This is a genomic window from Methylophaga sp., assembly GCF_965655755.1.
Lineage (GTDB): Bacteria > Pseudomonadota > Gammaproteobacteria > Nitrosococcales > Methylophagaceae > Methylophaga.
In genome coordinates this window covers 4,926-31,363 of record NZ_CBFHHW010000001.1, presented here as the reverse complement: position 1 = coordinate 31,363, position 26,438 = coordinate 4,926, and the positions used below count along the sequence as shown (strand labels likewise).

Below are 26,438 nucleotides of genomic sequence, written 5' to 3'. Positions count from 1 at the left end.
CGGCTTCGTTTACCAATCGTTCAGCTTCGTTCCGGGCCGCTTCTGCTTCAACAGTAGCCGCCTTGGTTTGCGCATACTGATGTCGAGCGATGGCAGGATCCAGTCTGACCAGTGTTTCACCTTTTTCAACCTGACTGCCGGCATCAACCAGAACTTCTGCCACCAGACCATCAACTCTGGGTGATAGCATTGCCCGTTTCTCAGCAGTTAATGAGCCTGACAGCGTCAGTGTTTGCGCTATCGATGATTGCTTGGGTACTGTTGTGGATACTGGGGCAGGATCGTCTGCTTTGGCTGTGAGTGAGAACAGGCCAATAAAAATGATTAATGAAAAACGTGCTCGTGCAGAGTCGAATAGCATGTGAAGTTAGTTTCCTTTTTACATGAACTTAGGTAGATATGTCGTCAATAGTTCCACAATCACATTGCCGACCAACACTGACAAGGTGTTAATTTAATGATTTTATTCACCCAATTGGCAATAGCCAAACCACATGTTTACATTATTTTACATAAGTAACTGTATTACCCGGCTGTTTCCTGTCTGGGTCATATTAATCAGTCTCATTGCCTGGTGGCAGCCAGGATGGTTCGTGTTTTCCAAGCCTGCAATCTTGCCACTACTAGCATTGATTATGTTTGCGATGGGGCTGACATTGAAGCTGGATGACTTCAAAAACGTGTTGGTGCAGCCTCTGGTGGTTTTTCTTGGGGTAAGCCTGCAGTTTGGTTTAATGCCGCTGCTTGCCTGGATGATTGCCACAGTATTGCAGCTGGAGCCAATGCTCACTGTGGGATTGATTCTTGTCGGTGCCTGTTCAGGCGGCACAGCCTCAAATGTGATGACCTACCTTGCGGGCGGTAATGTGGCGCTATCGATCACAATGACAGCCGTCTCTACCATGCTGGCCGTTTTTATGACGCCATGGCTGAGTTGGCTCTATATCGAAACCGCTATTGATGTGCCAATCTGGTCGATGTTCATAAGTATTTTTATGCTGGTGGTTGTGCCGGTCACGGCCGGTGTTCTTTTTAACCATTTCCTGCACAGACATATCAAGCCGGTACAGAATTTTTGTCCGCTAATCGCGGTGTTGGCGATCATATTTATTATCGCCATAGTCGTTGCGCTTAATCATGAGCGCATGGCCCAGCTATCGTGGACATTACTGATAGCGGTGATGTTGCATAACCTTTCTGGTTTGTTCTTGAGCTATTTATTGGCAAAAAGGGCTGGTTATTCAACGGTTATAGCGCGAACTCTGGCCATAGAAGTAGGCATGCAGAACTCGGGGCTTGCTGTGGCCTTAGCGTTGAATTTCTTTTCTCCACTGGCGGCGTTGCCCGGTGCTTTATTTAGTGTATGGCACAATATTAGTGGATCAGTGTTAGCCGCTTTCTGGCAGGGGCAAGAGAGGGTAAATAATCATGACGACAGAGATTGAAAGTTTATATTATCTTCTGATCGCACTAGCCATTGGTTTAATGATTGGCATTGAGCGTGGCTGGCAGGAAAGGGCAAGTTTGGATGGCCAGCGAATTGCCGGTGTTCGAACCTATGGTCTGATTGGTCTACTGGGTGGTGTCTTTGGGGTATTGACTCAAAAGTTCGGCCCCTTGCTTTTAGGTCTTGGTTTTATCGCGCTGAGTACAGTAATTGGCATCATTTTCTTGGCCAAACAACGGCAGGAAGGTGACTGGGGCATTACCAGCCTTGTAGCGGCATTGCTGGTCTTTATTCTGGGTGCTCTGGCGACGACGGGAGCGGTATTACAGGCCTCATCAATAGCCGTGGTGACCGTTGTCTTGTTGAGCTATAAACCCCAGCTGCATAACCTGATAGGTCGCCTACAAATAGAAGAACTACGTGCCGGTATGAAGTTGTTGTTAATTTCTGTTGTGATGCTGCCGGTGTTGCCTGATCAGGGATACGGACCCTGGCAGTCTTTGAATCCTTACCGGATTTGGCTGATGGTGGTATTGATTGCGACAATATCATTCGCAGGCTACTTTGCCATTAAGATTGGTGGCGCACGGCGGGGTATATTGTTTACCGGATTGTTTGGTGGTTTAGCCTCTTCTACAGCAGTCACATTACATTTATCACGTCTAGGTAAACAAAACGCTGATCTTGTATCCATAGTCGCCAGTGCTATTTTGATTGCATGCGGCACGATGTATTTACGGATCATAATCGTGATTGCTTTACTGGCACCATCGCTACTGAGCAGTATCTGGTGGCTAATGCTGTTAATGGCAACCCTGACTTTTTTCCCACTGGTCTTTTATCAAAAGGGAAGCGTCGGACATCAGCTGCTCAACACGTCTTCGACGTTAAAAAATCCATTGGATTTAAAAATGGCTTTTGGTTTTGGCGCCATACTCACGATAGTGATGCTGTTAAGTGTCGTATTACGACAGGTTTATGGTGATGCGGGGTTGATGACACTCGCGGCCATGTCAGGTATTGCTGATGTTGATGCCATCCTGTTGTCCCTTATAGGTATTGCAGGGAATGATCTTGGGATTCGTCTATTCGTGATGGGGTGTGTCATTGCGGCGTCTATGAACAGTTTCCTCAAAGCGATCATGAGTTCAGTCATTGGTGGTCCTGCACTCTTTGTCAAAGTCTCGATACCGCTCAGTTTTGCTGCGATAGTCGGTCTGGTTTCGGCCCTTATCGTTTACTGGTAATAGCCAGTCAGGAACCGTTGTCCATTGTCTTTAGTCATAGCGTCAGTTAGCTGATGGACGAGATGATGCAAAACAAAAAATTAACAGTATGGTTGTTTGGTTTGGTGTTTAACGGTATAGCCGGTGCTGATGAGCAGGCTAATTACCATAGCTGTCTATTCAATCAGAATAATGAAGTCAAAGCGGAGCAGGCCGAGCAAACCATAGCCCTATATTGTGCATCCCGACATTTTGATACCGCTCCAACGGCTTTTCAGGCTCAGGTTCTTAATCAGGATCTGGAAGGCATGAAACAGCGCGATCCCAAGTTCAAAGCCTTTTTTGACGGTATACGTCAGCATCGTGGCAACGATATCTACACTGACAGGCAGATTATTCTGATGTATATCGACAAGCGGGAAGTAAACAAAGACTGAATCATACAGATAGTTTAAGAGCGAAATATCTCGCTATTGCCTCAGGCTTGGCGCTATTATAAATCGATGAAACGCTGAACTTTTTCAGCCAGGCTAGTTAATTAACGGAGGCAATCATGTCACTAAGAATTAACGATACAGCACCTGATTTTACTGCCCAGACCACACAAGGCCTGATTCATTTTCATGAGTGGCTTGGTGAGAGCTGGGGCATATTATTTTCTCACCCCAAAGATTTCACCCCGGTGTGCACCACAGAACTTGGCTATATAGCTGGCATGAGTAAAGATTTTGCCCAACGGGATTGTAAGGTCATGGGTCTGAGCGTTGATTCAGTAGAAGATCACCAGCTCTGGCAGCAGGATATTGAAGCAATCCAGAGGCATAAAGTGACTTATCCCATCATCGCTGACGATGATTTGCAGATAGCGAAATGCTATAACATGTTGCCAGCGGATGAGCCTGGTGGCTCACAGGGACGACTAGCAATAAATAATGCCACCGTGCGTTCGGTTTTTATTATAGCACCGGATAAAACCATCAAAATGATGCTGACCTATCCTATGACTACCGGACGTAATTTTGATGAAATCCTACGTGTGTTGGACGCCATTCAACTGACCACGGAGTATCAGGTGGTCACACCAGTTAACTGGAAGGCTGGTGAGGATGTGATTATCTTACCGACGGTTAGTGATAATGAAGCACGCGAGCTATTTCCTGCCGGCTTCAAAACATTGACGTCCTATATAAGGACGACTCCTCAGCCGACACATCATTGAGTTTTTCGAGCAGGGTTTCTTCGGCGACGTCTTGATTGGCCGGGGTTTGCTGCGTTTGTAGCCTGTTTACGATGACTCTTATTGGCATGTGCCGTTTCACTGCGCTGGCCATCGACGTGTCCATGTTTTGGTTTTTTGGGTTTATGTGCTTTGTGTTTGGGCTGGTGTAGTTTGGATGCAGGCAGATCATGGACAGGCTCGAAGCCTTCCACGACATCGCGGGGCAGATTCTTGCCAATCAGTCTTTCGATATTCCAGAGGTGTTCAACTTCATCAGCACTGACCAAGGATATGGCCTCACCGGTAGCGCCAGCACGACCCGTTCGACCAATTCGATGCACATAGTCTTCCGGGATGTTAGGCAGGTCAAAATTGACCACGTGCGGCAACTGGTCGATATCCAGACCTCGTGCAGCGATATCCGTTGCGACCAAAACCTGCTTATCACCTGATTTAAAGTCGGCGAGAGCTTTGGTGCGGGCACCCTGGCTTTTGTTGCCATGAATAGCAGCAGCGGAAAGACCGACAGATTCAAGATGACGCGTGAGTTTGTTAGCGCCATGTTTTGTGCGTGAAAAAACCAGTACCTGTGACCATTGGTGGGTGTTGATAAGTTCGCTCAGCAAGGCTGGTTTCTGTTTCTTATCCACGGGCACTATCCACTGTTTCACCGTGGTCGCAGTACTGTTAGCCGGTGAGACAGAAATTTCTACCGGATTGGAGACTAATGTTTTAGCTAAAGTACGGATCTCTTTAGAAAACGTCGCCGAAAACATCAGGTTTTGTCGTTTTTTGGGTAAAAATGAGATGATTTTTCGGATATCGTGAATGAAGCCCATGTCCAGCATTCGGTCTGCTTCATCCAGGATGAGTACTTCCAGATGATCAAAGCGGACAGCATTTTGCTGATAGAGATCAAGCAGTCTTCCTGGCGTTGCCACCAGAATATCGGCGCCCCGACGTAAGCGCATCATTTGCGGGTTGATTTTTACACCGCCGAAAACGACCATAGAGCGCAGCGGTAAAAATTTGCCATAGGTTTGCACGCTATCAGCAACTTGTGCAGCGAGTTCGCGTGTAGGTGTCAGGACCAGCGCCCTTGCCTGATTGGCTGAAGCCGGTTTTCCGCCTGCGAGTCGATGTAATAGAGGCAATGTGAAACCAGCGGTTTTCCCAGTACCTGTCTGGGCTGCGGCCATTACATCATTGCCAGCCATAATGGCGGGGATAGCTTTAGCTTGAATAGGCGATGGAGTGTCATAGCCTTGTTCGCTGATCGCTTTCAGAATTGGATCGGTTAGGCCGAGTGAAGAAAATGTCATAAATAGCTCTGGAATTAAAAGATCATGAGTCAAAAGTCACGATCGGTGTCAAAAGTATGCAACTTGGTATGGTTGCGGCTGCCTTAAGTATTATCGAGATAAGTCCTACCACCATATCGGTGATGAACACTTAACGGGATTACTTGTCACTGTGTTGAGTGTTTGGTTTACTTAAGGCTGACCTGCATAATCCTAAATCAGGATATGCTGGCAGATTTGAATATAAACCACGCATTATCGCAGATTTATCGTTGTCATGATCTGAACTGACAATATTAGCTTGTCATAGAGAGATGTTATGATTAGATCACACTGTTGTATTAACAAGGAGAAACTATGTATAAAAAGAATGCTGTAATAGTTGCTGTCATTCTGGCGGCCTTAGCTGTTTTTGTCGTCGTTGCGGCAACAGCGGTTTTTAAAGATGACAGTGAAGAACGCTATCAAAACACACCATCCCCCCAAGCTGAAGCTACCATAGACGATAAGAGTGCGGTGTCACCAACCTCGGTTAAGGATGAGACGACACAACCCCTGGAGCAAAATGAAGTGGGCGGTTTAAACGAAACGGCCACCGAGCATATGGAAGATGCCAACGAAGCGGTACCCGAGACGGTGGTTGATGAGGTCGCTGAAGTAGGTCAAACGTTTGATTCAATGGAAGATGTGCCGGCAACACCCGCACAGGCTGAAGAAGTACTGGCTGAAGAGCCAAGCACAGATAGTGGTGAAATTCATATCGTGAAAGCGGTCGGTCTGAAATACGATCCGCTGGTGGTTGAGATCCAGGCAAATGACACAGTGGCTTGGGAAAATATGCCAACGCATGATACCCAATCACTAGAAGGTTTGATTCCGGAAGGTGCTGAGATGTGGCACTCAACCTTGGGTGAGAATTACGAACGTACTTTCAGTGTGGAAGGTATTTACGTTTATAAATGCACCCCTCACTTTGGTGCTGGAATGGGCGGTGCCATTATCGTTGGCAAACCGGTCAATCTGGAAGCAATAAAATCAGCGGACGCCAAAGGTGCAGCGGGTCGTTTGGTGAGAAAAGCGATTGCTGCAGCTGAAGCAATGTAAATCGGCTGATAATGGCTAGCTAACCCCCTGTCCGTTTTATTCGGGCAGGGGGTTATTTTTTGGAAAACTTTATGACAGAACAGACATTTATTAAAGGTAAAGATCGGGACCTGGAAACCAGCATCGCGACCATGCAGGAAAAGCTGAAAGCGTTTGGCTTTGATGTTGAAGAAGCATCCTGGCTGAATCCGGTCAGTTATGTCTATTCCGTGCATATCAGAGATAAATCCTGTCCCTTGATGTTTACTAATGGCAAGGGGAGTAGTGCTAAGGCATGCCTCGCCAGCGCACTGGGTGAGTACTTTGAGCGTTTAAGTTGTAATTACTTTTTTGCAGATTTTTATCTGGGCCAGCAGCACAGCCAGTCAGCGTTTGTGCATTATCCTGATGAGCGTTGGTTTAGATCTGAGCAGGGTGAAGTACCGGATGGACTGATGGATGACGGTTTGTGGAACCACTTTGATCCTGATCGAGAGCTCACAGCCGATAAGTTAATTGATACGAATTCGGGTCATGGCGAACGTGGCATTTGCGCCGTGCCCTACATACGCCAGCGTGATCATAAAACACGCTATTTTCCGGTCAATGTGATTGGCAATATTTACGTCAGTAATGGCATGTCAGCTGGCAATACGCGGAATGAAGCTCGAGTACAGGGCTTATCCGAGGTGTTTGAACGCTATGTGAAAAACCGCATCATTGCAGAAGGTATCTGTCTGCCAGATGTGCCGCAGTATGTGATTGATCGTTTTCCTAAAATAAAAGCAGCGTTGGCAGAGCTGACACAGCATGGTTACCATCTCAAAGTCGCTGATGCCTCATTGGGTGGTCAGTTTCCGGTGATGAATGTCACCCTGATTAATCCGAAAGACGGGGCCGTATTTGCCTCTTTTGGTGCTCATCCCAGCTTTGAGGTGGCCTTAGAAAGGACGGTGACTGAGTTGTTGCAGGGACGAAGCCTCGATCAGTTGGATGTCTTCCATCCACCAACATTTGATATGGAAGAGGTGGCGTCACCACAGAACCTGGAAATGCACTTTATTGATTCCAGTGGCTATATCTCTTACGACTTTTTTAAACAGACACCAGATTATGCGTTCTATGACTGGGATCACGATGCCCCCACCTTTGACGAATATGGTTATCTCGTCGATTTGATTCATCAACTGGGCTTTGATATTTACATTGCTGATTATGAGCATCTTGATGTCTATGCCTGCCGGATTATTGTGCCTGGCATGTCTGACATTTATCCGGTGGATGAACTTGTCTGGGAAAACAACAATGAAGGGGCTTTATTCCGGGAAGCATTGTTATCACTGAAGCAGGGTAATGAAGACAGCTGGCAAGAATTATTAATGGCGCTTGAAGAGGGTGGCTTTAACGATCACGCGCCGGTGGCGCAGTTTATTGGTCTGGCCCCCGATCCTGGTACTCTGTGGGCAAGTATCAGACTGGGTGAAGTTAAACTGATGCTATGTTTAGCCTTGCAGGATGAACAGAGTCTGGAATGGATTGACTGGTGCTTATCTCTGGGGCAGGGGGATGAGGCTCAGTTACGCTTTTATCGTTGCCTGAAAGCCTTACTTGATATCAAGTGGGATGAAGAGCGCGAATACGCTGACTATAAAGCAGGTTTAAAGTTGATGTTTGGCGAAGAAAATGTCGACGTCGGAATAGAAATCGTTGAAGCGAAAACAGTCTTTCATGGTTTGCATACACCAGGTTTAAGTCTGGAAGGTTTTGAGAGACATAATGCCTTATTAGCCGGCTATGAAAAATTGCAACGTGCCAAGCAACATTATTGGGAAAACTGTAAACGTAAAAGCTAAATCAAGGACTTAAAAAGCATTTGCAAATTAACACTAACACCTTTGCGGTTTTTGCTGTATATTGCACGCTTCTTCTCGCAACCGTGGCGTTATAGCACGGTTCAGAAAAAACTGCGGAGCGGTAGTTCAGTTGGTTAGAATGCTGGCCTGTCACGCCGGAGGTCGCGGGTTCGAGTCCCGTCCGCTCCGCCACTTTTTTCTGCTTCTGCGATCTGATTTTCATCTTTTTGTCTGCTGCCATTAAAAGCCACGCTAATCGGCTTTTTCGTTACACTCTGGTTTCATGACGTCATCTCAAACTAAAAAATGGCAATTCTGGATTGATCGCGGCGGTACCTTTACCGATATTGTCGCCAGAGATCCCGATGGCGCATTGCATACCCATAAATTACTCTCTGAAAATACTGAGCAATATCCTGATGCAGCTGTTGCTGGGATACGGTTTTTATTAGGCTTGAATCCTGATGAGTTGATTTCAGTTGAGCAGGTCAGCTCGATTAAAATGGGAACCACTGTCGCTACTAATGCCTTGCTCGAGCGTAAAGGCGAGCCGACGGTCTTACTGACCAGTAAAGGCTTTCGCGACGCACTGGCGATCGGTTATCAGAACCGTCCCCGCCTGTTTGATCGACACATAGAACGCCCTGAACTGCTTTACCAATCTCTGATTGAGGCGAATGAACGCATCAGTCATCAGGGCGGCATACTCACTGAACTTGATGAGCAGCCGTTGTTACAAGATTTACAACAGGCTTTTGAGCAGGGTTACCGTAGTATCGCCATTGTGTTTATGCATGGCTATCAACATCACCAACATGAATTAAAGTCGAAACAAATAGCACAGCAAGTCGGCTTTGAGCAGATCAGTTGTTCCCACCAGGTCAGCCCGATGATTAAGTTTGTCAGCCGTGGTGATACCACGGTCGTTGATGCATACCTGTCACCTATTTTAAAGCGGTATGTGGACCAGGTTGCCTCGCAAATGCCGGGTGTACCGCTTTACTTTATGCAGTCTTCAGGTGGCTTGACTGAGGCAAGACAGTTTCAGGGAAAAGATGCGATTTTATCCGGTCCTGCCGGGGGCATTGTAGGCATGGCCAGAACCGCTGAAATCGCCGGGTTTAATGAGGTCATTGGCTTTGATATGGGGGGCACCTCTACCGATGTCTCGCACTATGCAGGTGAATTCGAGCGTGAGTTTGAAACTCAGGTGGCAGGCATTCGGCTACGAGCGCCGATGATGCGTATCCATACTATAGCCGCAGGTGGTGGGTCAGTTTTAGATTATGATGGTGCACGACTTCGTGTCGGTCCCGACAGTGCTGGTGCCAATCCCGGACCGGCCTGTTACCGGCGCGGTGGACCTTTAACGGTCACGGATGCCAATGTGTTATTGGGCAAGATCCAGGCTGATTTCTTTCCCAAAGTATTTGGACCAGAAGCCGATCAGCTTCTGGACGCAGGCATTGTGGAAGAAAAATTCTCTTTGCTGGCCAGTCAGACTGGCTTAGACAAAGAAGCGGTTGCCGAGGGCTGTATCCGTATTGCGGTTCAACAAATGGCTAATGCGATTAAAAAGATATCCGTTGCACGCGGTTACGATGTCACGCGCTATGTGATGCAGTGCTTTGGCGGGGCTGGAGCTCAGCATGCCTGTCAGGTGGCCGATGCGCTGGGTATCAAACAGATTTTGATTCATCCTTTCGCCGGCGTGTTGAGCGCCTATGGTATGGGGCTGGCGGATCAGAGCCTGATTAAACAACAAAGCCTTGATTGCTTGTTACAGCAAGACGCTTTCTCCCGGATCCAGGAAACGTTAAAGTCGCTTAGTGATGAAGCCTTATCAGCGCTGACGCAGCAATATGCGGATCGCGGTGAGCCGGATGTCATACAACGCGTTCATGTGCGCTATCAGGACAGTGATACCGGATTGATTGTGCCATTTGGGAAGATTAAAAATATTAAAGCTGATTTTGAGCAGGCATACAAACAGCAATTTTCTTTTCTGATGGCAGATAAAGCGCTTATTGTTGAGGCGGTATCTGTCGAAGCAGTGCTGAGAACGTCAACACCCCAAGAAAACGATCAGAACTTTTCCCCGCGAGAATTACCGGTTAAAAAGACGGTTTGTATGTTCACTGACGGTCAGTGGCAGCAGGCATTATTGATTGAACGTGAAGCTTTACAGGCCGGTGATCATATCGCTGGTCCAGCGATATTGATTGAAAAAAATGCCACTACTGTAATTGAGCCAGGCTGGCAGGCCACGGTGACAGCGAAACAACATTTATTACTAGAGAAAGAATCAAATTCAGAGCAGCCTGAAACACTCAGCCTTAAAGCGGATCCGGTGATGTTGGAAGTGTTCAACAATTTGTTTATGAATATTGCTGAGCAGATGGGACTGCAACTGCAAAATACGGCTTTGTCGGTCAATATCAAAGAACGATTGGATTTCTCATGTGCGGTTTTCGATGCGTCAGGTCAGTTGATCGCCAATGCCCCACATGTGCCGGTGCATCTGGGCTCCATGGGCGAGAGTGTTAAAGCCATTATCGATGCTAATCGCAGCACGATCGAAGCAGGAGATGTATTTTTATTGAACGATCCTTATCATGGGGGGACGCATTTGCCAGATATGACAGTGATTACTCCCGTATTTTTAGCTGACCAAACAAAACCGACCTTTTATGTTGGCAGTCGTGGGCATCATGCAGATATTGGTGGCAAGTCTCCCGGATCAATTCCTGCCTTTTCAACGCATATCGACGAAGAAGGCATCATAATTACTAATTTTAAGCTTGTTTCTAAAGGGCAGCTTCAGGAGCAGGCTCTAACCACCTTATTAACGACCGGTGAATATCCAGTCAGAAATATCAAACAAAATATTGCGGATCTCAGCGCCCAGATTGCGGCAAATGAAAAAGGCGCACAGGAATTAAGCCGAATGGTCCGGCATTATGGGCTTGAAGTGGTGGAAGCCTATATGCAACATGTGCAGGATAATGCAGAAGCTGCAGTCAGAAAGGTTATTCATCAACTCCATGACGGAGCTTTCAGTGTTCAGCTGGATAATGGCAGTGAGATTAAGGTTGCCATCAAGGTTGATAAAGCAGCGAGGCTGGCATCAATAGATTTTACCGGGACCAGTGCCCAACAGCCGAATAACTTTAACGCACCGAAAGCCGTTGCGATTGCAGCCGTTTTATATGTATTCAGAACATTGGTGGAGGATGATATCCCTCTTAATGCCGGCTGTTTAAAGCCTTTGGAGTTGATTATTCCGGAAGGTTGTATGCTTAACCCTGTGTATCCGGCTGCGGTAGTGGCGGGAAATGTTGAAACCTCAACCTGTATAACCAACGCACTCTATGGCGCGCTTGGGGTCATGGCTTCGGCGCAGCCAACCATGAACAATCTGACTTTCGGTAATCAAACCTATCAGTATTATGAAACGCTGGCCGGTGGCAGTGGCGCTGGGGGTATATATGAAGATGGTCAATTGATTGATGGCTTTAACGGCACCTCGGTGGTGCAGACTTTGATGACAAACTCCAGGCTAACGGATCCGGAAGTGTTGGAAAGCCGTTATCCGGTTCGCGTCTGTGAGCATGCCATTGAGGCTGGAACCGGTGGTCAAGGTCGATGGCAGGGTGGCAACGGTGCCAGGAGATGTTTACAGTTTCTTGAGCCAATGACGGTGAGTGTTTTATCCAATGGCCGCGTCATTCCTGCTTTTGGTCTGGAAGGTGGTGAGGCAGGCAAGCTGGGAATCAACCATATTATCCGGGCCAATGGTGATCAAGAAACATTGCCAGCCTGTGCACAGATAGAATTGGATGCCGATGACAAAATTGAAATACTGACGCCGGGCGGTGGTGGCTTCGGGCAGGCTTAGAGCTTTTGCCAGTCTTGCAAACTAATGGTTTTGATACGTTTAATGTTGCTTGCGCTATCGCGATCCTCGGCTGAGTTGTACCCCCAGTCAGCAAAAAAGAGCTTCACGTGGTCCAGTCTGTCATCGGTGATAACGTTGATTAACGTTGGTAGCCTGTCTTCAACAAACAAAATATCTGAATCAGGTTGTGCAGCACTGAGGTCGGTCAGAATTTGCTGTTTACTCAGGTTCCGATCCAGGCCATAGATTTGCGCTATAGGAAAATGAATTTTATTGGCGCTGAGAATATGATCGACGAAACGTTCTTGTTTGGTCGTGATAATGACGCTTTGCTCAGTTTCAATCTGATGTAATTTTTCGGCGATACCTTCAAATAATGGATTCATTTGAATCCAGTTCTCGAAGTCTTCTTCAATCCACTGATCGCGGGTAGCACCGAAAGCTTGTTTGAGTTCATCAACGAAAAGCTCGTCACGAATCATCAGTGCCTCTATTTGATGGTGAAAGGCAGACATAAGACTGTCAGTGTCCAAGCCTTCAAACAGCATCCTTACAATCAGAATTGCTTCATAACCGGTTTCCATTACCGGTCTGACCAGTCTGAATTTTTGCATGATATCAGCAGGTATCTGTTCAGGCATATCTGACCAAAGCTGTAGTGCAACCTTCCAGCCTGCCATCGCCGTTTCTATGGCGCTGTCGCAGATAACGCCATCAAAATCGAGAGCGTATAACTTATTTGTCATTAGATGGGAAAATACAGTGACGGGTAAAATCAGCCGCTTCGTTCGTACTCCAGTCGCCTTTAGGTTTATCTTTCATCACCTGACACCATTTTTCACTACCCACTTCCGGGCTGCAGGCAGATAAAAAGAATGTAAGCATCAATGCGGTAAAAAAAACTGCTAAATGTCGTGTTATTGTCATGACTAGTTCCTAAAAGACTCAATCGCGTTCATATACTAAACGACCATGAAAGATGGTGTGACTAACCTGATGGTTGAATAACCAGCCTTCAAAAGGACTGTTTTTACCGGCACTGACAAAGTTGAGTGGCTGGCATTCATATTCAGAATCTGGATCAATAAGGCAAATATCAGCTGCGGCTCCGATTTTGAGCTGACCCGAGTCAATACCCAGAATATCGGCAGGGTTGCAGGTCAGGCTGGCTAATGCTTGTTGCAGATCAATTTCATCATCTTCAACCAGCTTCATTGTTAATGGTAACAATGTTTCCAGTCCGGAAATGCCCGGTTGTGTTTCGGCAAACGGGCCCAGCTTGTCATCTTTATCCAGTGGCTGGTGATGCGATGAAATCGCCGCGATAATACCCTCCCGCACACCTTGTTGTAATTGTTCCCGATCGCGAATACTTCGGAACGGCGGTAACACGTGGCTTAAAGCATCGTAATTACCGAGATCATGTTCGGATAAATGCAGGTGATGCGCGCTCACATCCGCCGTTACTGGCAGGCCACGATTTTGAGCATCACGAATCAACTTGACCGCTTTCCCCGTAGATAAATTATGAAAGTGGGCGCTTACACCCGTTTGTTCAATTAAGATTAAATAACGGCTAACGGCAATGGTCTCAGCGCTTTCAGGGATTCCCCCTAAACCTAAGCGGGAACTCACAGCACCTTCATGTACACAGCCCTGCGCTTGCAACCAGGGGTCGGTCGCATTGATGAATAAGGACATATCCAAAGTAGCGGCATATGCCATGGCTCGCTGCAAAATGACGCTGTTTTTGACAGCAGACAAGCCGTTACTGATGGCGACGCATCCTGCTGCTTTGAGACGCGCCATTTCTGCCAGTAGCTCACTTTCAAGGTTTTGTGTCATTGCGCCGGCAGTCAGTACCATGGCTCTACCCGATTTCTTTGCCCGATCTTCAATTAATTCGACTACTGCCGGATTATCAATGACAGGATCGGTATCGGGTGGTACGCATAGTGAGGTAATGCCACCTGCAGAAGCTGCTTTGGTCTCACTACTGATAGTAGCCATGTGTTCCTGACCCGGCTCACGCAAACGGACGCTTAGATCAACCAGCCCAGGCGCCACGATCAACCCTGTTGCATCAATGATGTTATCCGCCGCAAAGTCATCAAGCTGATCGCCTATAGCGACAATTTTGCCATTACTGATGAACACATCATGGCGGGCATCGAGTTGACTGGCCGGGTCAACAACGCGGCCATTTTTAATACGGATCTTCATGCGGATATCTCGCTTTGTTCTGACTGTGACCCCATTGCCATCGACATCACAGCCATCCTCACAGCAATACCATGTGTGACTTGCTCTAATATGACCGATTGCGGTCCATCGGCGACATCTGAGGCAATTTCAACGCCTCGGTTGATGGGGCCGGGATGCATAACAATCGCATCTGGGCTGGCCAGCCTGAGTTTTTCTGGGGTAAGACCGTAGCAGTCGTAATATTCACGGGGACTGGGTAACAAAGCGCCTTGCATGCGTTCAAGTTGCAGACGCAGTGTGATGATTACGTCCACATCTTCCAGTCCGGCTTCCATATCATGGTAAACATGCACGCCGAGTGTCTGGCAGTCAGAAGGCAACAGCGTTTTGGGACCAATGACGCGTATTTCACCCACACCGAGAATAGATAAAGCCTGAATCTGTGAGCGGGCAACACGCGAGTGCAAAATATCTCCGATGATAGCGACACGCAAATCAGGAAAATGTTTTTTATGACGCCGAATCGTGAACATGTCCAGCATCGCCTGGGTGGGATGTGCATGGCAGCCGTCACCCGCATTGATTACACTGACGTGAGGTGAGACATGTTCGGCAATAAATTCTGCAGCACCACTCTGATTATGTCGGACCACGAACATATCCGTGTGCATCGATTCAAGATTGTGCAAGGTATCAAGCAGGCTCTCGCCTTTGGAAGTTGCAGAGGTGCTGATATTGAAATTCATTACGTCGGCAGACAGACGTTTTGCGGCTAATTCAAACGTAGAACGGGTTCGCGTGCTGTTTTCGAAAAACAGGTTAACAATGGTTTTACCACGTAGAATCGGTACTTTCTTAACTTGTCGTTGGGTAATGCCGGAAAACTGTTCGGCACGGTCCATAATTTCCGTTAATAACGGTTTTTTTAGGCCTTCAATGGTGAGGAAATGACGTAACTGGCCTTGTTCAGTCAGTTGGTTATTCTTCATTCACCACTCCCTTGGTTCGGTATTCAAGTTGTAAACCATCTGTATTGGTCAGTTTGATATGCTTATCTTTACTTAGATTGATGGTTTCACCGGTGATATCGGGCTGGATGGGTAGCTCGCGCCCGTTGCGTTCCATTAAGACTGCAAAGGTGACGCTCGCCGGCCGGCCATAATCAAAAATTTCATTGAGTGCGGCGCGGGTGGTGCGGCCACTGTGCATGACATCATCAACCAGCAATAAATGACGATCATCAACCGAAAACGGTAAGTCAGAAGGGGTGACCTGTGGGTGCATGCCAATGCGGGTAAAGTCATCGCGATAATAGGCGATGTTCAAGGTGCCGAGTGGGGCATCAAAAAAGTCTGAACCGAGAATGTCCTGTAATGCTTTCGCGACCCAGACGCCTCCGGTATGAATACCGACCAGTAAAGGCTTTTTATCACCGAGTCGAGCACGAATATCCGTGGCCATGGTTTGTAGCAAGTCTTGTACTTGCGATGATGTGAAAGCGATGGTCATTTTTGATTCAGCCATGATTGAAGTATAAGTTGCGCGGATAACTGATCGACGTCACTGCGCTGCCGAGTGTCCATTTTACTGTGGATCCCCATTTGATCCAGTGCTTCGTATGTTGTCAGTCTCTCATCCTGCCATTCTACCGGGATATTGAAGCGCCCATTTAGTCGGTTGCCAAAGCGGCGAGCTGCTGCCGTCATCTCCTGTTCTGTGCCATCCATATTGAGAGGCAGACCGACAATAAGCAATTGTGGTTTCCATTCATCAAGCAGTTTTCGTATTTTTTCCCAGTCGGGAATACCATCACGCGCTTTAATCGCAGTGAGTGGGTTGGCGGTATGTGTCAATTCCTGTCCGACTGCTATGCCAATGTTTTTCATGCCAAAATCAAATCCCAGCAAGGTTCTGCTTGTTGTCATGCGTGCCCTGTGGTGTTCGACATCAGGTTAATATCAATACCCAGTAGTTGTGCTGCTGCCTGCCAGCGTTTATCTGCTGGTGTATCAAAAAGCAGTCCGGGATCGGCAGGCACGGTGAGCCAACTATTTTCGGCCAGTTCCTTTTCTAACTGTCCGGCTTCCCAACCTGAATAACCTAATGTGACCAAAGCATTTTCCGGTCCGTCATCAGTACCGATAGCTTCCAGAATATCGGTTGATGTGGTGAGAAAAACGTCATCAGTAAGCTTTAGGCTGGATTTCCATTCAGCGTTATGTTGATTGTGAATGACCATTCCCTGGCCTTTTTGAACAGGGCCACCGAATAATACCGGTGTCGTTTTCAGCGAATCAGCCGGGTTGTCTATTTTGAGGTGGGAAAGCAGTTCTTCCAACATCACGCGTGTGGGTCGGTTGATGATGAGCCCCATAGCGCCATTTTGATCATGCTCACATAAGTACACAACCGAGCGATAAAAAAACGTATCGGATAGTGCTGGCATGGCGACCAAAAAATGATTTTGAAGAGTGGATTCCATTTTGCTCCTAGAAGAAAGTAAAGCCAACCTGGAACAGACGTTCTACTTCTTTAATATAGCGTTTATTGACCAAAAACAATATGACGTGATCTTCGGTTTCAATAATCGTGTCGTGATGAGCAATCATTACCTCTTCGCCACGCACGATAGCGCCGATGGTTGTGCCGGGTGGCAAATCAATTTCATCTATACGCCGCCCTACAACCATGGATGAACTACTGTCGCCATGGGCAATGGCTTCCAGGGCTTCAGCCGCACCGCGTCGTAAGGAATGCACAGCGACGATATCGCCGCGACGAATATGAGCGAGCAGACTCCCGATCGTGGCCTGTTGTGGAGACAATGCAATATCAATACTGCCACTCTCGACCAGATCCACGTATGCAGCCCGGTTAATCAAGGACAATACTTTATTGGCGCCCAGTCTTTTCGCCAACATGGAGGAAAGGATATTGGCTTCGTCATCGTTGGTTAGAGCGCAGAATAAATCGACCTTATCAATCTCTTCTTCCAGTAACAGTTCTTCGTTGGCAACATCACCCAGCAGAACGATGGAATGTGCGAGCTCTTCGGAGAGAAACTCGGCTCGTTCAGGATTCGCTTCAATGAGTTTGATTTGATATTTCTTTTCCAGGGCTTTGGCAAGGCGGGCGCCGATGTTGCCACCACCAGCAAGCATAATGCGTTTATAGGGTTTTTCCAGTCGACGTAATTCGCCCATTACGGCATTAATATCTTTGGCTGCAGCGATAAAAAAGACTTCATCATCCGCTTCAATGACGGTATCACCTGTAGGTGTAATCGGACGACCTTCCCGGAAAATGGCTGCAACACGGGTTTCTGTTTTGGGAATATGTTTACGCAGATCGCGAAGAGGGTGACCGACTAAAGGGCCGCCATGATAGGCTTTTACTGCCACCAGTTGGACTTTACCATTGGAAAAATCGAGCACTTGTAAGGCGTTGGGGTGACTGATTAAGCGTTGGATATATTCAGTAATGATTTGTTCCGGGCTAATCAGCATGTCGATAGCAATGGCCTGAGGGTTTTCTTTATCAAATAACTGTGGTGTTGATAAATAGCCGGTGGAGCGAATACGAGCAATCTTAGTGGGTGTGTTATACAGCGTGTGACAAATCTGACAGGCGACCATATTGGTTTCGTCACTGTTGGTGACAGCTAACAGGAGATCTGCATCTTCCGCGCCAGCTCGGGCAAGTACATCCGGATGGGAAGCTTCGCCCTGAATGGTGCGAATATCGTAATGATCCTGCAGTTTCAGCAGATTACTGTTATCAGTATCAACCAGGGTGACATCATCGTCTTCACGTGCCAGCGTAGACGCAACAGAGGCCCCGACTTGTCCTGCACCGAGAATCAGAATTTTCATATCACGTCCTTAAATCTGCTTAGTATCAATGCCGAGTGAGCGAAGTTTGCGATAAAGATGTGTACGTTCCATGCCAGCCAGTTTAGCCGCTTTACCGACATTACCCTCTGTTTCCTGTAATTTTCGCAGTAAATAAATACGTTCGAATTGTTCCCTTGCCTCACGTAAGGGTAGCTCAAAGTTGATGACTTCATCACCATCTGAGGTTGCTTCAGCCTCAGTCAGCAGGGCTTTATCAATTTCTTCTACATCAATATCATCGCTATCACTCAGAAGTAACAAACGCTGGATGACATTTTTTAATTCCAACACATTGCCTGGCCAGTCATGATTTCGTAGACGATTTTGCGCAGCCACGGTGAAGCGACGATAGGGAAGTCCTGCTTGTGTTGTTTGTAGATCAACAAAGTTATGTACCAGTTCGGGAATATCTTCTATGTGATCTTTAAGTGATGGAATGGTTAGAGAAATACTATTTATCTGATATAACAGGCCTTCTAAAAAGTCACCGTTATCCACGGACTTTTGTAAAGCAAACTGGGTCGCACAGATAAGCTGGCAATTAGCTAATTGTTGGCTTTCCAGCAAATGAAGCAGCAGGGCTTGAGCATCATCATTCAATAAGGCCAGATCATTGATGAAAATGCAGTTACCAGCAGCCAGTGATTTGATTTTATGGCTGTCCAGCGGAAAGCTTTCGGGACTTAACTCAATAAATTTACCATCAGAAAAACTACCCAGACTATGAATGTATCGGGCGAAACAATGCTTACCAACGCCACCGTCTCCGACAAGCAAAATGGCCATATCATGACGTGCAATGCGTTCAACCTGCTCTCGCAGCAACTTCATTTGACTGCTTTTACCGACCGGAACCTGTGACAACTCCCGCTGAATAGCGGCTTGTTTGGCTCTGTTTTCCAGTGCCATTTCAACGCCACGAAGTAATTTTGCGGTTGATAGCGGCTTTTCAATAAAGTCACTCGCGCCAAGTCGGGTTGCTTCGACAGCCGTTTCAATGGTGCCATGACCGGACATCATCACAATAGAAACGGCTTTATTTTGTTGTTTGAATTCTTTTAATAGCGTGATGCCATCAATATCAGGCATCCAGATATCCAGTAAAATCAGGTCAGGAAGTTGCTTGTTGAACTGCGCTTGCGCGTCCTGTCCATTGGCAGCAACACTGACATGGTAATTCTCGTCTTCCAGAATATCCTTGATGAGTTCTCGAATATCGGGCTCATCATCGACAACTAGAATCAGTGGTTTGTCAGTGCTCACGGACGGTCATCCTCCATAGGTAATCTGATAATTATACTCGCTCCCTCACCGTCAAGGTTTTCAGCCCAGACATCACCGCCATGCTCTTCAATGATTTTTTTAACGATGGCAAGCCCCAGTCCAGTGCCTTTAAACTTGGTGGTGGCATAAGGCTCAAACAGTTTATCAACAATTGTATCCGGTATGCCCGGGCCATGATCGCGAAGGGTGACTTCCAGCCATTGATGCTGGCCGATCTCAATCGGGTGATAACTGATCACAATGTCGACGGACTGATTCGCATCTTCACAGGCCTCAATCGCATTTTTAAGCAGATTATGCATGACCTGACGGAACCGATTGGCATCAATGCGAATCTGAATATCTTCGGGACTATTCAGTAACGCAAACTGATGGTTCGGGTTGCTCTGGTACATGGTTAAGACTTCACGAATTAAGAGGCCAATGGAATGTGTCTGCATCTGAAGTGCGGGAGTACGGGCATACTCAGAAAACTCGTTGACCATCTCTTTCATGGCTTCAACCTGCTGCACAATCGTACCTGTTAACTTGTTCACCGAGCCAGTTTGATCTTCAGGCAGCAATGCACTGTATTTTCGCTGCAAACGCTCTGCCGACAATTGAATGGGTGTTAATGGGTTTTTTATTTCATGTGCCAGACGTCGTGCTACTTCACCCCAGGCCGCATTTCGCTGAGCTTGTAAAAGAGTCGTAATATCATCAAATACAATCACCCAGCCTGCATGACTTGGCAGGCGGGTACCATGACAAATCAGCGTCTGATTGCCTTTTTTCTTCTTTAACTCGATTTGCTGTTCCCAACGATCAGCCTGATTCGCGCAATCAACAACCATCTGACAAAAGACTTGAGTATTACTATTAATCTGCGCCAGTTTAGACAGGGGCGTTTCCAGTCGTTGTTGAAGGTTGATGCCGAGAATAGTGCTGCTGGCATTGTTGGCGGTGTGTAAATAGAGACGTTTATCTACCGTCACTACACCGCTTGAGAGACTGCCCAGTACAGTGGTCAGGTAACTGGTTTGCTGCTCAAGTAGCCGGTGACTGCGTTGTGAGGCATTGCGCGCATGCGTGAGTCGTTGAGTCATCTGATTGAAGGAACGCACGAGAAAGCCGATTTCATCATGACCGGAAGCGGTCAGTTTCATATTGAAATTGCCAGAAGCGACGGCTTGCGTACCTTCTGCCAATTCCTGCAAGGGTTCAACAATGCGTCTGGAGATCCATATCGCAAACCAGATCGATGCCAGAATAGTCAGAAACACAATCAGGCTGAGTGTGAGCGTAAAAATCATAATGAGCGGTTTTCGGAGGTAGCTCAGCTCTTTGTAATCGGTATAGGCTTTTTGAACGGTATGCCCCAACTCACTCAGTCGATCGTTAATGGGGAATAACACGTTTAGCATGCGTTCTTCTGCTAACACTGATTTTCGCGGTATCGTAACGGTTGCGCGAAGTTGCAGCTCATCATTTTCGGTTGGGTCCAGGCCTATATAATCTTCGCCTTGTTGGATTTGCCGCATGATGCTGTCATTAGGTCGGTTTGGCACCATAATGGTGGGAGATTCAATGCTGGATGCAACAGGCTGACCGTCCATAGCCCAGATGCTTAACTCAAGTGCACCGCTGAGTTCGGTCAATTCCCGCAGGCTATGAGAAAGCCTTGATTCCGGTAATTCACCCAGCACCCCGGCCATCATTCTGGTTTGTCTCAGCAAAGTACGCATCCGGATACCAAAGGAGGTCCGACTGAGTTCTAATGAGTCGTCCAAGGCTTGCTCTATCTTGACATCGAACCAGCTGTTAATGCCGCGGTGCAGAAAGTGTATCGAGAAACCGTAAACGATAGTGGTGGCGACCAGAATCAGTAATACAAACAGACTCACTAAGCGGATTGTCAGGCGCGAACCCGCTTCACTCTGTTTAAAGTCGCGGTAGAGGCGGTAGAGGCTTCGAGCCAGAATAGCGCCCAACAAAAGCAGACAGACGATACCGATACTGAAAATGACCAAAAACAGATCGTTGAGTCGAGAGCTGTCCTGCGTTGCTGCGCTCAAGAGGTAGGCCAGTACGAGCAAAAGCAAGGCCAATGAAAAGTAAGGTGCCGTGCCAGAACTGAGTTTCTTAATAAAAGCTATGGCCATACGGCTTGCACCCATGGACTGGTCAATTGCCATTTACTGGAAATGATTGCCCCAGGCCGCATAGGCGTGGGCAAAGCATTCAAATCCAAACCACTGCGAATACGCAAAATTAAATCTTCGGTGTTGTGCGTGTGTTCTGGTGGAACGGTTAAGTCAGTGATTTTTCCTAAAGCCATCAGAGCCCCTTCCAAGTTAGGAAAGTTACGCTGGTGCTCGGTATCCAGTGACAAAATAATGTATTGTTCAGATAAAGCATGAAATCGCAGTTGATAGCGGAGCGTAGTCTCCCAAAGAGTCGTTTCCCATTGCCAGAAGTTACCCAAAATTGGAAAACTTTTGTTTAACTCCAGTTCCTGAATAAACGTAATAGGCACACCGTTCTCCAGCGCCTCTACCACCCTTGGTGTCAGTGGATAGCTCACCTGCGCACTGAGGACATAACCATTACCTATTTGATGCACTTTGGGATGATTAACACTGAAAACGGCGGCACTGGCACTGAAGTTGAAAATCAGCACCAACAACAAACTTTTGAGCAAATAGTTAGCGGCGGCGAAGACAGGCATAAAAAAAACCGTCCATGACATCATCGCCGGGAAGACGCTGATAACCATAGGGTCTGCTTGTGGCGGGAGGCCTTTCGAACCTGACTTCTTCAGCTTCCGGATGTCGTTGAAGAAAAGCTTCAATTTGCTGCTCATTCTCTTGTTTGAATGCAGAGCAGGTAGTGTAAACCATCAGGCCATCAGCTTTCAGCAAAGGCCATAATTTATCCAGTAAACGCTGTTGTGATTGCGCCAGAGCAGAAATATCCTCGGGTCGTCGAAGTAGCTTGATATCGGGGTGACGGCGAATAACCCCAGTACCTGAGCAGGGCGCATCGATAAGAATGCGATCAAATTGTTCGCCATCCCACCAGTCATCAGAGGTGGCAGCATCTGCGGCGATGAGTTCGGCATTTAGATCAAGGCGGCTTACATTTTGCTCAATTTGATTTAGACGTTCAGCTGAAATATCCAGGGCCAGCACTTTATTGGCTGATTCTTGTTCCAGGATATGGCACGTCTTGCCACCCGGAGCGGCACAAGCGTCAAGAATTCGTTGTCCAGGCGCAATCTGCATCAGGGGGGCTACCAACTGCGCTGCACCGTCTTGCACCGATACGCGTCCGGTTTCAAAGTCTGGCAGGCTTAACACGTCACAAGCGCTATCCAGCAAAACCCCTTGATCACACAAGCTCAGCTCGCTGGCTTTTATGCCATTATCGGCAAGCTGCTGCATATAGGTTTCACGTGAAGCCTGCAATCGGTTAACGCGAAGCATCATCGGTGCCTGTTGGTTGTTAGCGGCCATGATTTTCTGCCAATATTCCGGCCAGTCTTGTTGATAATGTTGTAACAGCCATTCCGGGTGAGCATAGAAAGCAACCGCATCATTTTTTAGGCTAGTCTCGAGTTCATCCTGTTGCCGTTGGTAGTTACGAAGGCATGCGTTGAGTAAGCCCGTTGCCCATTGCTTTCCCAGTATTTTCGCCGCATTGACAGTTTCAGAGATGGCTGCGTGTGATGGGGTACGCAGATCACGAAGTTGATAGATACCAAGCAGTAACAAGGCTGCGATATCAGCATCTTTGTTCTTAAACGCTTTTTTGAGCAGTTGATTGCTGAGAAAAACAAGGCTGGGTTGCCAGCGCAAAACACCATAACAAAGCTGCTGGCAAAAGCTACGATCATTATCATTCAATTGAGGCAGAAACTCAGTTAAAACACCATTCAGCGAACGGCCTCTGTTTTGCACTTCGGCGATAATCAATGCCGCTGCGGAGCGGGCGCATAATGAACGTTGTTTTTTAGCCAAGATGTTCGCCAACTTCTATTAGGTTTGCGTTAAGAAAATCTCTTACCATCATGGCGCGTTTACCCGGAACTTGTAGTTGTTTAACGCGTAAGATGCCATCACCTGTTGCCACATCAATACCCGTTTTGCTTACAGCAAGGATCTCGCCGGGTGAGCTGTTGTTTGTTCCATCAATCACCTCTGCCTGCCAGATGCGGAAGGTATCGCCATGCCATTGTGTTTGAGCAACCGGCCAGGGATTAAACGCATTGATCTGACGAAGTAATGCTTTGGCGGATTGTTGCCAATCCATGAGGCTTTCCTGCTTTTTGATTTTCTCGGCGTAGCAGCTTTGTGTATCAATCTGAGGTACGGCTGTATTTTGGTATGTATGAAAGTTTTTCAGGCAATCGAGCAATGTTTGCGCCCCCAGTTTTGCCAGACGATCATGTAGCATTTCTGTTGTGTCATCGCTATTGATATCACAGCGAGCCTCAAGTAGTACCGGTCCGGTATCTAAACCTGCTTCCATTTGCATAATGCAGACACCGGATTCTTTATCGCCTGCGAGGATAGCTCGTTGTATTGGTGCCGCGCCGCGCCAACGCGGTAAAAGAGAGGCATGCACATTGATGCAACCATGTTTGGGCGTATCAAGGACTTTTTGCGGAAGTAGCAGACCATAGGCGACAACAATCATCAAGTCAGCCTCATAATTGGCTAATGTTTGAATGGTGTCATCCAGTTTGAAGTTAACTGGTTGCTCAACCGGGATATGATGATCGAGTGCCAATTGCTTAACGGGGCTTGCGGTCAACTTTCTGCCACGACCTGCGGGTCTGTCGGGTTGGGTATAAACGGCGCAGATATCATGCTCGCTCTTGAGTAATGCCGCTAACGTCTCAGCCGCAAAAGCCGGTGTGCCGGCAAAAATGATGCGCATGGCAATCCTTACAGTTTTTGTTTTTGATGTTTTTCGAGTCGTTTTTTAATGCGCTGACGCTTCAGGTTGCTCAAGTAGTCCACAAACAGCTTGCCATCAAGGTGATCAATCTCGTGCTGAATACAGGTGGCAAGGAGCCCGTCAGCACTGAATTCGAATGCGTCACCTTGCGGGTTAACAGCCTTGATTTTGACCTTATCAGCACGGGTGACTGCTTCATAGGCTTCGGGCACAGATAAACAACCTTCCTCAAACTCTCGTTCGCCTTCAGCATCAAGAATTTCAGGATTAATTAAAACCAGAGGATCGTTTTTTTCTTCCGATATATCAATCACCAGGATGCGCTTTTGCACGTTGACCTGAGTTGCTGCCAGTCCGATACCAGGTGCGTCATACATCGTTTCCAGCATATCGTCGGCAAGTTGACGAATGTCATCCGTGACATCGTTGATAGGATCCGCTTTTTTACGCAGACGCGGATCAGGAAAATGCAGAATATTCAAAATAGCCATGTTAATACCCGTTTCTGTTCTGTGCTTATATGAGCAGAACGCTGTTTCAAACTTCTATTGTAATCTGCTGCCGTCCAGATAAGGAACCTTAGAAAAAGTTTGTCATTATTTTAATGATGCGTAGTAAGCAGCCAGATTAGCGATATCATCATCGGAAAGATTTGCTGCCATTGCATGCATTAAAGCCGAATTTCCGCCCCGGCGTTCCTTACTGCGATAGGCTTTCAATGCCGAAACCAGATAGGCTTCATTTTGACCCGCAAGATTAGGATAGGTCGGAAGAAGTGCCATGCCATCCGTGCCATGACAACTTGCACAGACAGCGGCTTTGGCTTTTCCAGCCTTTGCATCTCCCGCAGCGAAACTGACCTGAGCGAGTGTTAGAGAAATAAAAGTGGTTAAGGCGATTGCAAGAATTTTCATTACAGGCTCCATCAAAGCAAAAGTAAAGTTAATGCTAATTTAATCACGTTTCAAAAGACACGTTAAGACTATCCTACCAGTGCTAAAGTTGCCTAATAGCTTGATAAGTGTTTACGCTTATAACACACTATATCTGTTGTTACTCACAACTGGATCGGGGTAACGTTAATGTCCATGAGGATATCTCAATGATACGACGCATTGTTCTAAGCCTGTTTTTTGTTTTTTTAAGCCTGCCGTTAGTGGCAAATGAAGTCGAACTTAACCCCGATCATCCAAAACGATATACCGTCGTTAAAGGCGACACCCTTTGGGACATATCGGGTATGTTTCTCAAATACCCTTGGCACTGGCCCGATATCTGGTACGTCAATCCACAAATCGATAATCCTCATCTGATTTATCCGGGCGATGAGCTTTCATTGGTTTATCGTGATGGCAGACCTGTTCTGGAGCTGAATCGGGGCAAGCGCGACGTCAAACTCTCGCCACAAGTACGTGAGACCATGCTGGATAAACCCATTCCAACGATACCACTCTCTGCTATTGGTCCTTTCCTGACTAAACCCCGTGTGGTTGGGGCAGAGGTGTTAGATAATGCGCCTTATGTTGTTGCAAGCGCTGAAGAACGATTAATTTCAGGTGAAGGTGATTACGTTTACGTTCGCGGAGTCGACAATGGTGGTTCGGAAAATTACAGTATTTTCCGAGGCGGCAAAGTCTACAAGGATCCTGATACCGATGAGATTCTGGGCTACGAAGCGATCTATACGGCTGATGCAGCGCTTGTTGCAGAAGGTGACCCAGCCAAAGTGGATCTAACCTATTCTGACCGTGAAGTTCGTGTTGGTGATCGTTTGCTTGAGGTTGAGGAGGATGATTATGATCTTAATTTCATTCCCCGCTCACCAGAGCAGGTAATGAGCGGTAAAATTATCTCCGTATTTGATGGTGTATCTCAGGTTGGTCAGTACCAGATTGTGGTACTAAATCTGGGTAACCGTGATGGGCTTGAATCTGGCCATGTCTTATCCATATTCCAGGCAGGGGACACGATCCCTGATCAAGTTACTGAAGACCGTCATGACATGGTTACATTGCCGGATGAACACGCGGGTGAGGCAATGGTGTTTAAGATTTATGAGAAGGTCAGTTTTGCTATCGTGATGAAGGC

Annotated in this window: 24 protein-coding genes and 1 tRNA gene; 9 read left to right on the top strand and 16 right to left on the bottom strand. The window is 47.2% G+C overall.

From position 1 onward, the window contains the following. The first annotated feature begins 593 nt into the window (after positions 1–593). From ACTF5U_RS00150 to ACTF5U_RS00135, 4 genes are all read left to right on the top strand, one after another. Entirely contained in the window at positions 594–1,445 is an 852-nt protein-coding gene (locus ACTF5U_RS00150) for a bile acid:sodium symporter family protein (protein WP_438969598.1), read from the top strand. Beyond that, complete coding sequence (locus tag ACTF5U_RS00145) at positions 1,429–2,694, top strand: MgtC/SapB family protein (RefSeq protein WP_438969597.1); 1,266 nt, start codon at positions 1,429–1,431, stop codon at positions 2,692–2,694. The genes ACTF5U_RS00150 and ACTF5U_RS00145 overlap by 17 nt, the downstream gene beginning before the upstream one ends. A 65-nt stretch (positions 2,695–2,759) precedes the next feature. Continuing rightward, positions 2,760–3,110, top strand: coding sequence for a hypothetical protein (locus ACTF5U_RS00140; protein ID WP_438969596.1), 351 nt, complete (start codon positions 2,760–2,762; stop codon positions 3,108–3,110). 116 nt (positions 3,111–3,226) lie between these two features. Then, on the top strand, positions 3,227–3,892 hold the full coding sequence (locus tag ACTF5U_RS00135) for a peroxiredoxin (protein WP_438969595.1): 666 nt from the start codon (positions 3,227–3,229) through the stop codon (positions 3,890–3,892). Here the strand turns inward: ACTF5U_RS00135 and ACTF5U_RS00130 are convergent. Beyond that, positions 3,886–5,214, bottom strand: coding sequence for a DEAD/DEAH box helicase (locus ACTF5U_RS00130; protein ID WP_438969594.1), 1,329 nt, complete (start codon positions 5,212–5,214; stop codon positions 3,886–3,888). The two genes, ACTF5U_RS00135 and ACTF5U_RS00130, sit on opposite strands and share 7 nt — an antisense overlap. Positions 5,215–5,550: 336 nt before the next feature. On the opposite strand from ACTF5U_RS00130, the gene ACTF5U_RS00125 reads away from it, so the two are divergent. The 4 genes from ACTF5U_RS00125 to ACTF5U_RS00110 all read left to right on the top strand — a co-directional run bounded on the left by ACTF5U_RS00125 (position 5,551) and on the right by ACTF5U_RS00110 (position 12,027). Next, the gene (locus ACTF5U_RS00125) at positions 5,551–6,297 is read left to right on the top strand and encodes a plastocyanin/azurin family copper-binding protein (protein WP_438969593.1); all 747 of its coding nucleotides are present in this window, start codon (positions 5,551–5,553) and stop codon (positions 6,295–6,297) included. A gap of 71 nt (positions 6,298–6,368) precedes the next feature. Next, on the top strand, positions 6,369–8,129 hold the full coding sequence (gene ycaO, locus ACTF5U_RS00120; protein ID WP_438969592.1) for a 30S ribosomal protein S12 methylthiotransferase accessory factor YcaO: 1,761 nt from the start codon (positions 6,369–6,371) through the stop codon (positions 8,127–8,129). A 115-nt stretch (positions 8,130–8,244) separates the two neighbouring features. Beyond that, positions 8,245–8,321, top strand: a tRNA-Asp gene (locus ACTF5U_RS00115). A 91-nt stretch (positions 8,322–8,412) separates the two neighbouring features. Then, on the top strand, positions 8,413–12,027 hold the full coding sequence (locus ACTF5U_RS00110) for a hydantoinase B/oxoprolinase family protein (RefSeq protein ID WP_438969591.1): 3,615 nt from the start codon (positions 8,413–8,415) through the stop codon (positions 12,025–12,027). Here the strand turns inward: ACTF5U_RS00110 and ACTF5U_RS00105 are convergent. From ACTF5U_RS00105 to ACTF5U_RS00035, 15 genes are all read right to left on the bottom strand, one after another. Next, positions 12,024–12,773 carry an HAD family hydrolase gene (locus ACTF5U_RS00105; RefSeq protein WP_438969590.1) on the bottom strand — a complete coding sequence of 250 codons (750 nt, stop codon included), beginning with the start codon at positions 12,771–12,773 and terminating at the stop codon, positions 12,024–12,026. The genes ACTF5U_RS00110 and ACTF5U_RS00105 overlap by 4 nt on opposite strands. Further along, positions 12,763–12,954: a DUF3012 domain-containing protein gene (locus ACTF5U_RS00100; protein ID WP_438969589.1), complete on the bottom strand. Its 192-nt coding sequence runs from the start codon at positions 12,952–12,954 to the stop codon at positions 12,763–12,765. The genes ACTF5U_RS00105 and ACTF5U_RS00100 overlap by 11 nt, the downstream gene beginning before the upstream one ends. Before the next feature lie 18 nt (positions 12,955–12,972). After that, positions 12,973–14,250 (bottom strand): dihydroorotase, encoded by a 1,278-nt coding sequence (locus ACTF5U_RS00095; RefSeq protein WP_438969588.1) that lies wholly within the window; start codon positions 14,248–14,250, stop codon positions 12,973–12,975. Continuing rightward, positions 14,247–15,221, bottom strand: coding sequence for an aspartate carbamoyltransferase catalytic subunit (locus ACTF5U_RS00090; protein ID WP_438969587.1), 975 nt, complete (start codon positions 15,219–15,221; stop codon positions 14,247–14,249). The genes ACTF5U_RS00095 and ACTF5U_RS00090 overlap by 4 nt, the downstream gene beginning before the upstream one ends. Then, on the bottom strand, positions 15,211–15,756 hold the full coding sequence (gene pyrR, locus ACTF5U_RS00085) for a bifunctional pyr operon transcriptional regulator/uracil phosphoribosyltransferase PyrR (protein ID WP_438969586.1): 546 nt from the start codon (positions 15,754–15,756) through the stop codon (positions 15,211–15,213). Before pyrR ends, ACTF5U_RS00090 begins: the two co-directional genes overlap by 11 nt. Then, positions 15,738–16,157, bottom strand: a complete 420-nt coding sequence (gene ruvX, locus ACTF5U_RS00080; protein WP_438969585.1) for a Holliday junction resolvase RuvX — start codon at positions 16,155–16,157, stop codon at positions 15,738–15,740. Before ruvX ends, pyrR begins: the two co-directional genes overlap by 19 nt. Then, a complete protein-coding gene (locus tag ACTF5U_RS00075) occupies positions 16,154–16,714 on the bottom strand; it encodes a YqgE/AlgH family protein (RefSeq protein ID WP_438969584.1) in 561 nt (186 codons plus the stop codon). The genes ruvX and ACTF5U_RS00075 overlap by 4 nt, the downstream gene beginning before the upstream one ends. Before the next feature lie 7 nt (positions 16,715–16,721). Continuing rightward, entirely contained in the window at positions 16,722–18,104 is a 1,383-nt protein-coding gene (trkA, locus tag ACTF5U_RS00070) for a Trk system potassium transporter TrkA (RefSeq protein WP_438969583.1), read from the bottom strand. Between the two features lie 9 nt (positions 18,105–18,113). Next, complete coding sequence (locus tag ACTF5U_RS00065; protein ID WP_438969582.1) at positions 18,114–19,388, bottom strand: sigma-54-dependent transcriptional regulator; 1,275 nt, start codon at positions 19,386–19,388, stop codon at positions 18,114–18,116. Continuing rightward, entirely contained in the window at positions 19,385–21,550 is a 2,166-nt protein-coding gene (locus ACTF5U_RS00060) for an ATP-binding protein (RefSeq protein WP_438969581.1), read from the bottom strand. The genes ACTF5U_RS00065 and ACTF5U_RS00060 overlap by 4 nt, the downstream gene beginning before the upstream one ends. Beyond that, entirely contained in the window at positions 21,541–22,116 is a 576-nt protein-coding gene (locus ACTF5U_RS00055; RefSeq protein WP_438969580.1) for a DUF4390 domain-containing protein, read from the bottom strand. The genes ACTF5U_RS00060 and ACTF5U_RS00055 overlap by 10 nt, the downstream gene beginning before the upstream one ends. Continuing rightward, positions 22,094–23,407 (bottom strand): 16S rRNA (cytosine(967)-C(5))-methyltransferase RsmB, encoded by a 1,314-nt coding sequence (rsmB, locus tag ACTF5U_RS00050; protein WP_438969579.1) that lies wholly within the window; start codon positions 23,405–23,407, stop codon positions 22,094–22,096. Before rsmB ends, ACTF5U_RS00055 begins: the two co-directional genes overlap by 23 nt. Further along, entirely contained in the window at positions 23,400–24,329 is a 930-nt protein-coding gene (gene fmt, locus ACTF5U_RS00045; protein WP_438969578.1) for a methionyl-tRNA formyltransferase, read from the bottom strand. The genes rsmB and fmt overlap by 8 nt, the downstream gene beginning before the upstream one ends. An 8-nt stretch (positions 24,330–24,337) precedes the next feature. Next, positions 24,338–24,841: a peptide deformylase gene (gene def / locus ACTF5U_RS00040; protein ID WP_438969577.1), complete on the bottom strand. Its 504-nt coding sequence runs from the start codon at positions 24,839–24,841 to the stop codon at positions 24,338–24,340. Positions 24,842–24,946: 105 nt separating this feature from the next. Next, positions 24,947–25,264 (bottom strand): c-type cytochrome, encoded by a 318-nt coding sequence (locus tag ACTF5U_RS00035; RefSeq protein WP_438969576.1) that lies wholly within the window; start codon positions 25,262–25,264, stop codon positions 24,947–24,949. A gap of 188 nt (positions 25,265–25,452) precedes the next feature. On the opposite strand from ACTF5U_RS00035, the gene ACTF5U_RS00030 reads away from it, so the two are divergent. Then, the coding region (locus ACTF5U_RS00030; RefSeq protein WP_438969575.1) for a LysM peptidoglycan-binding domain-containing protein at positions 25,453–26,438 on the top strand (986 nt) is incomplete at its 3' end.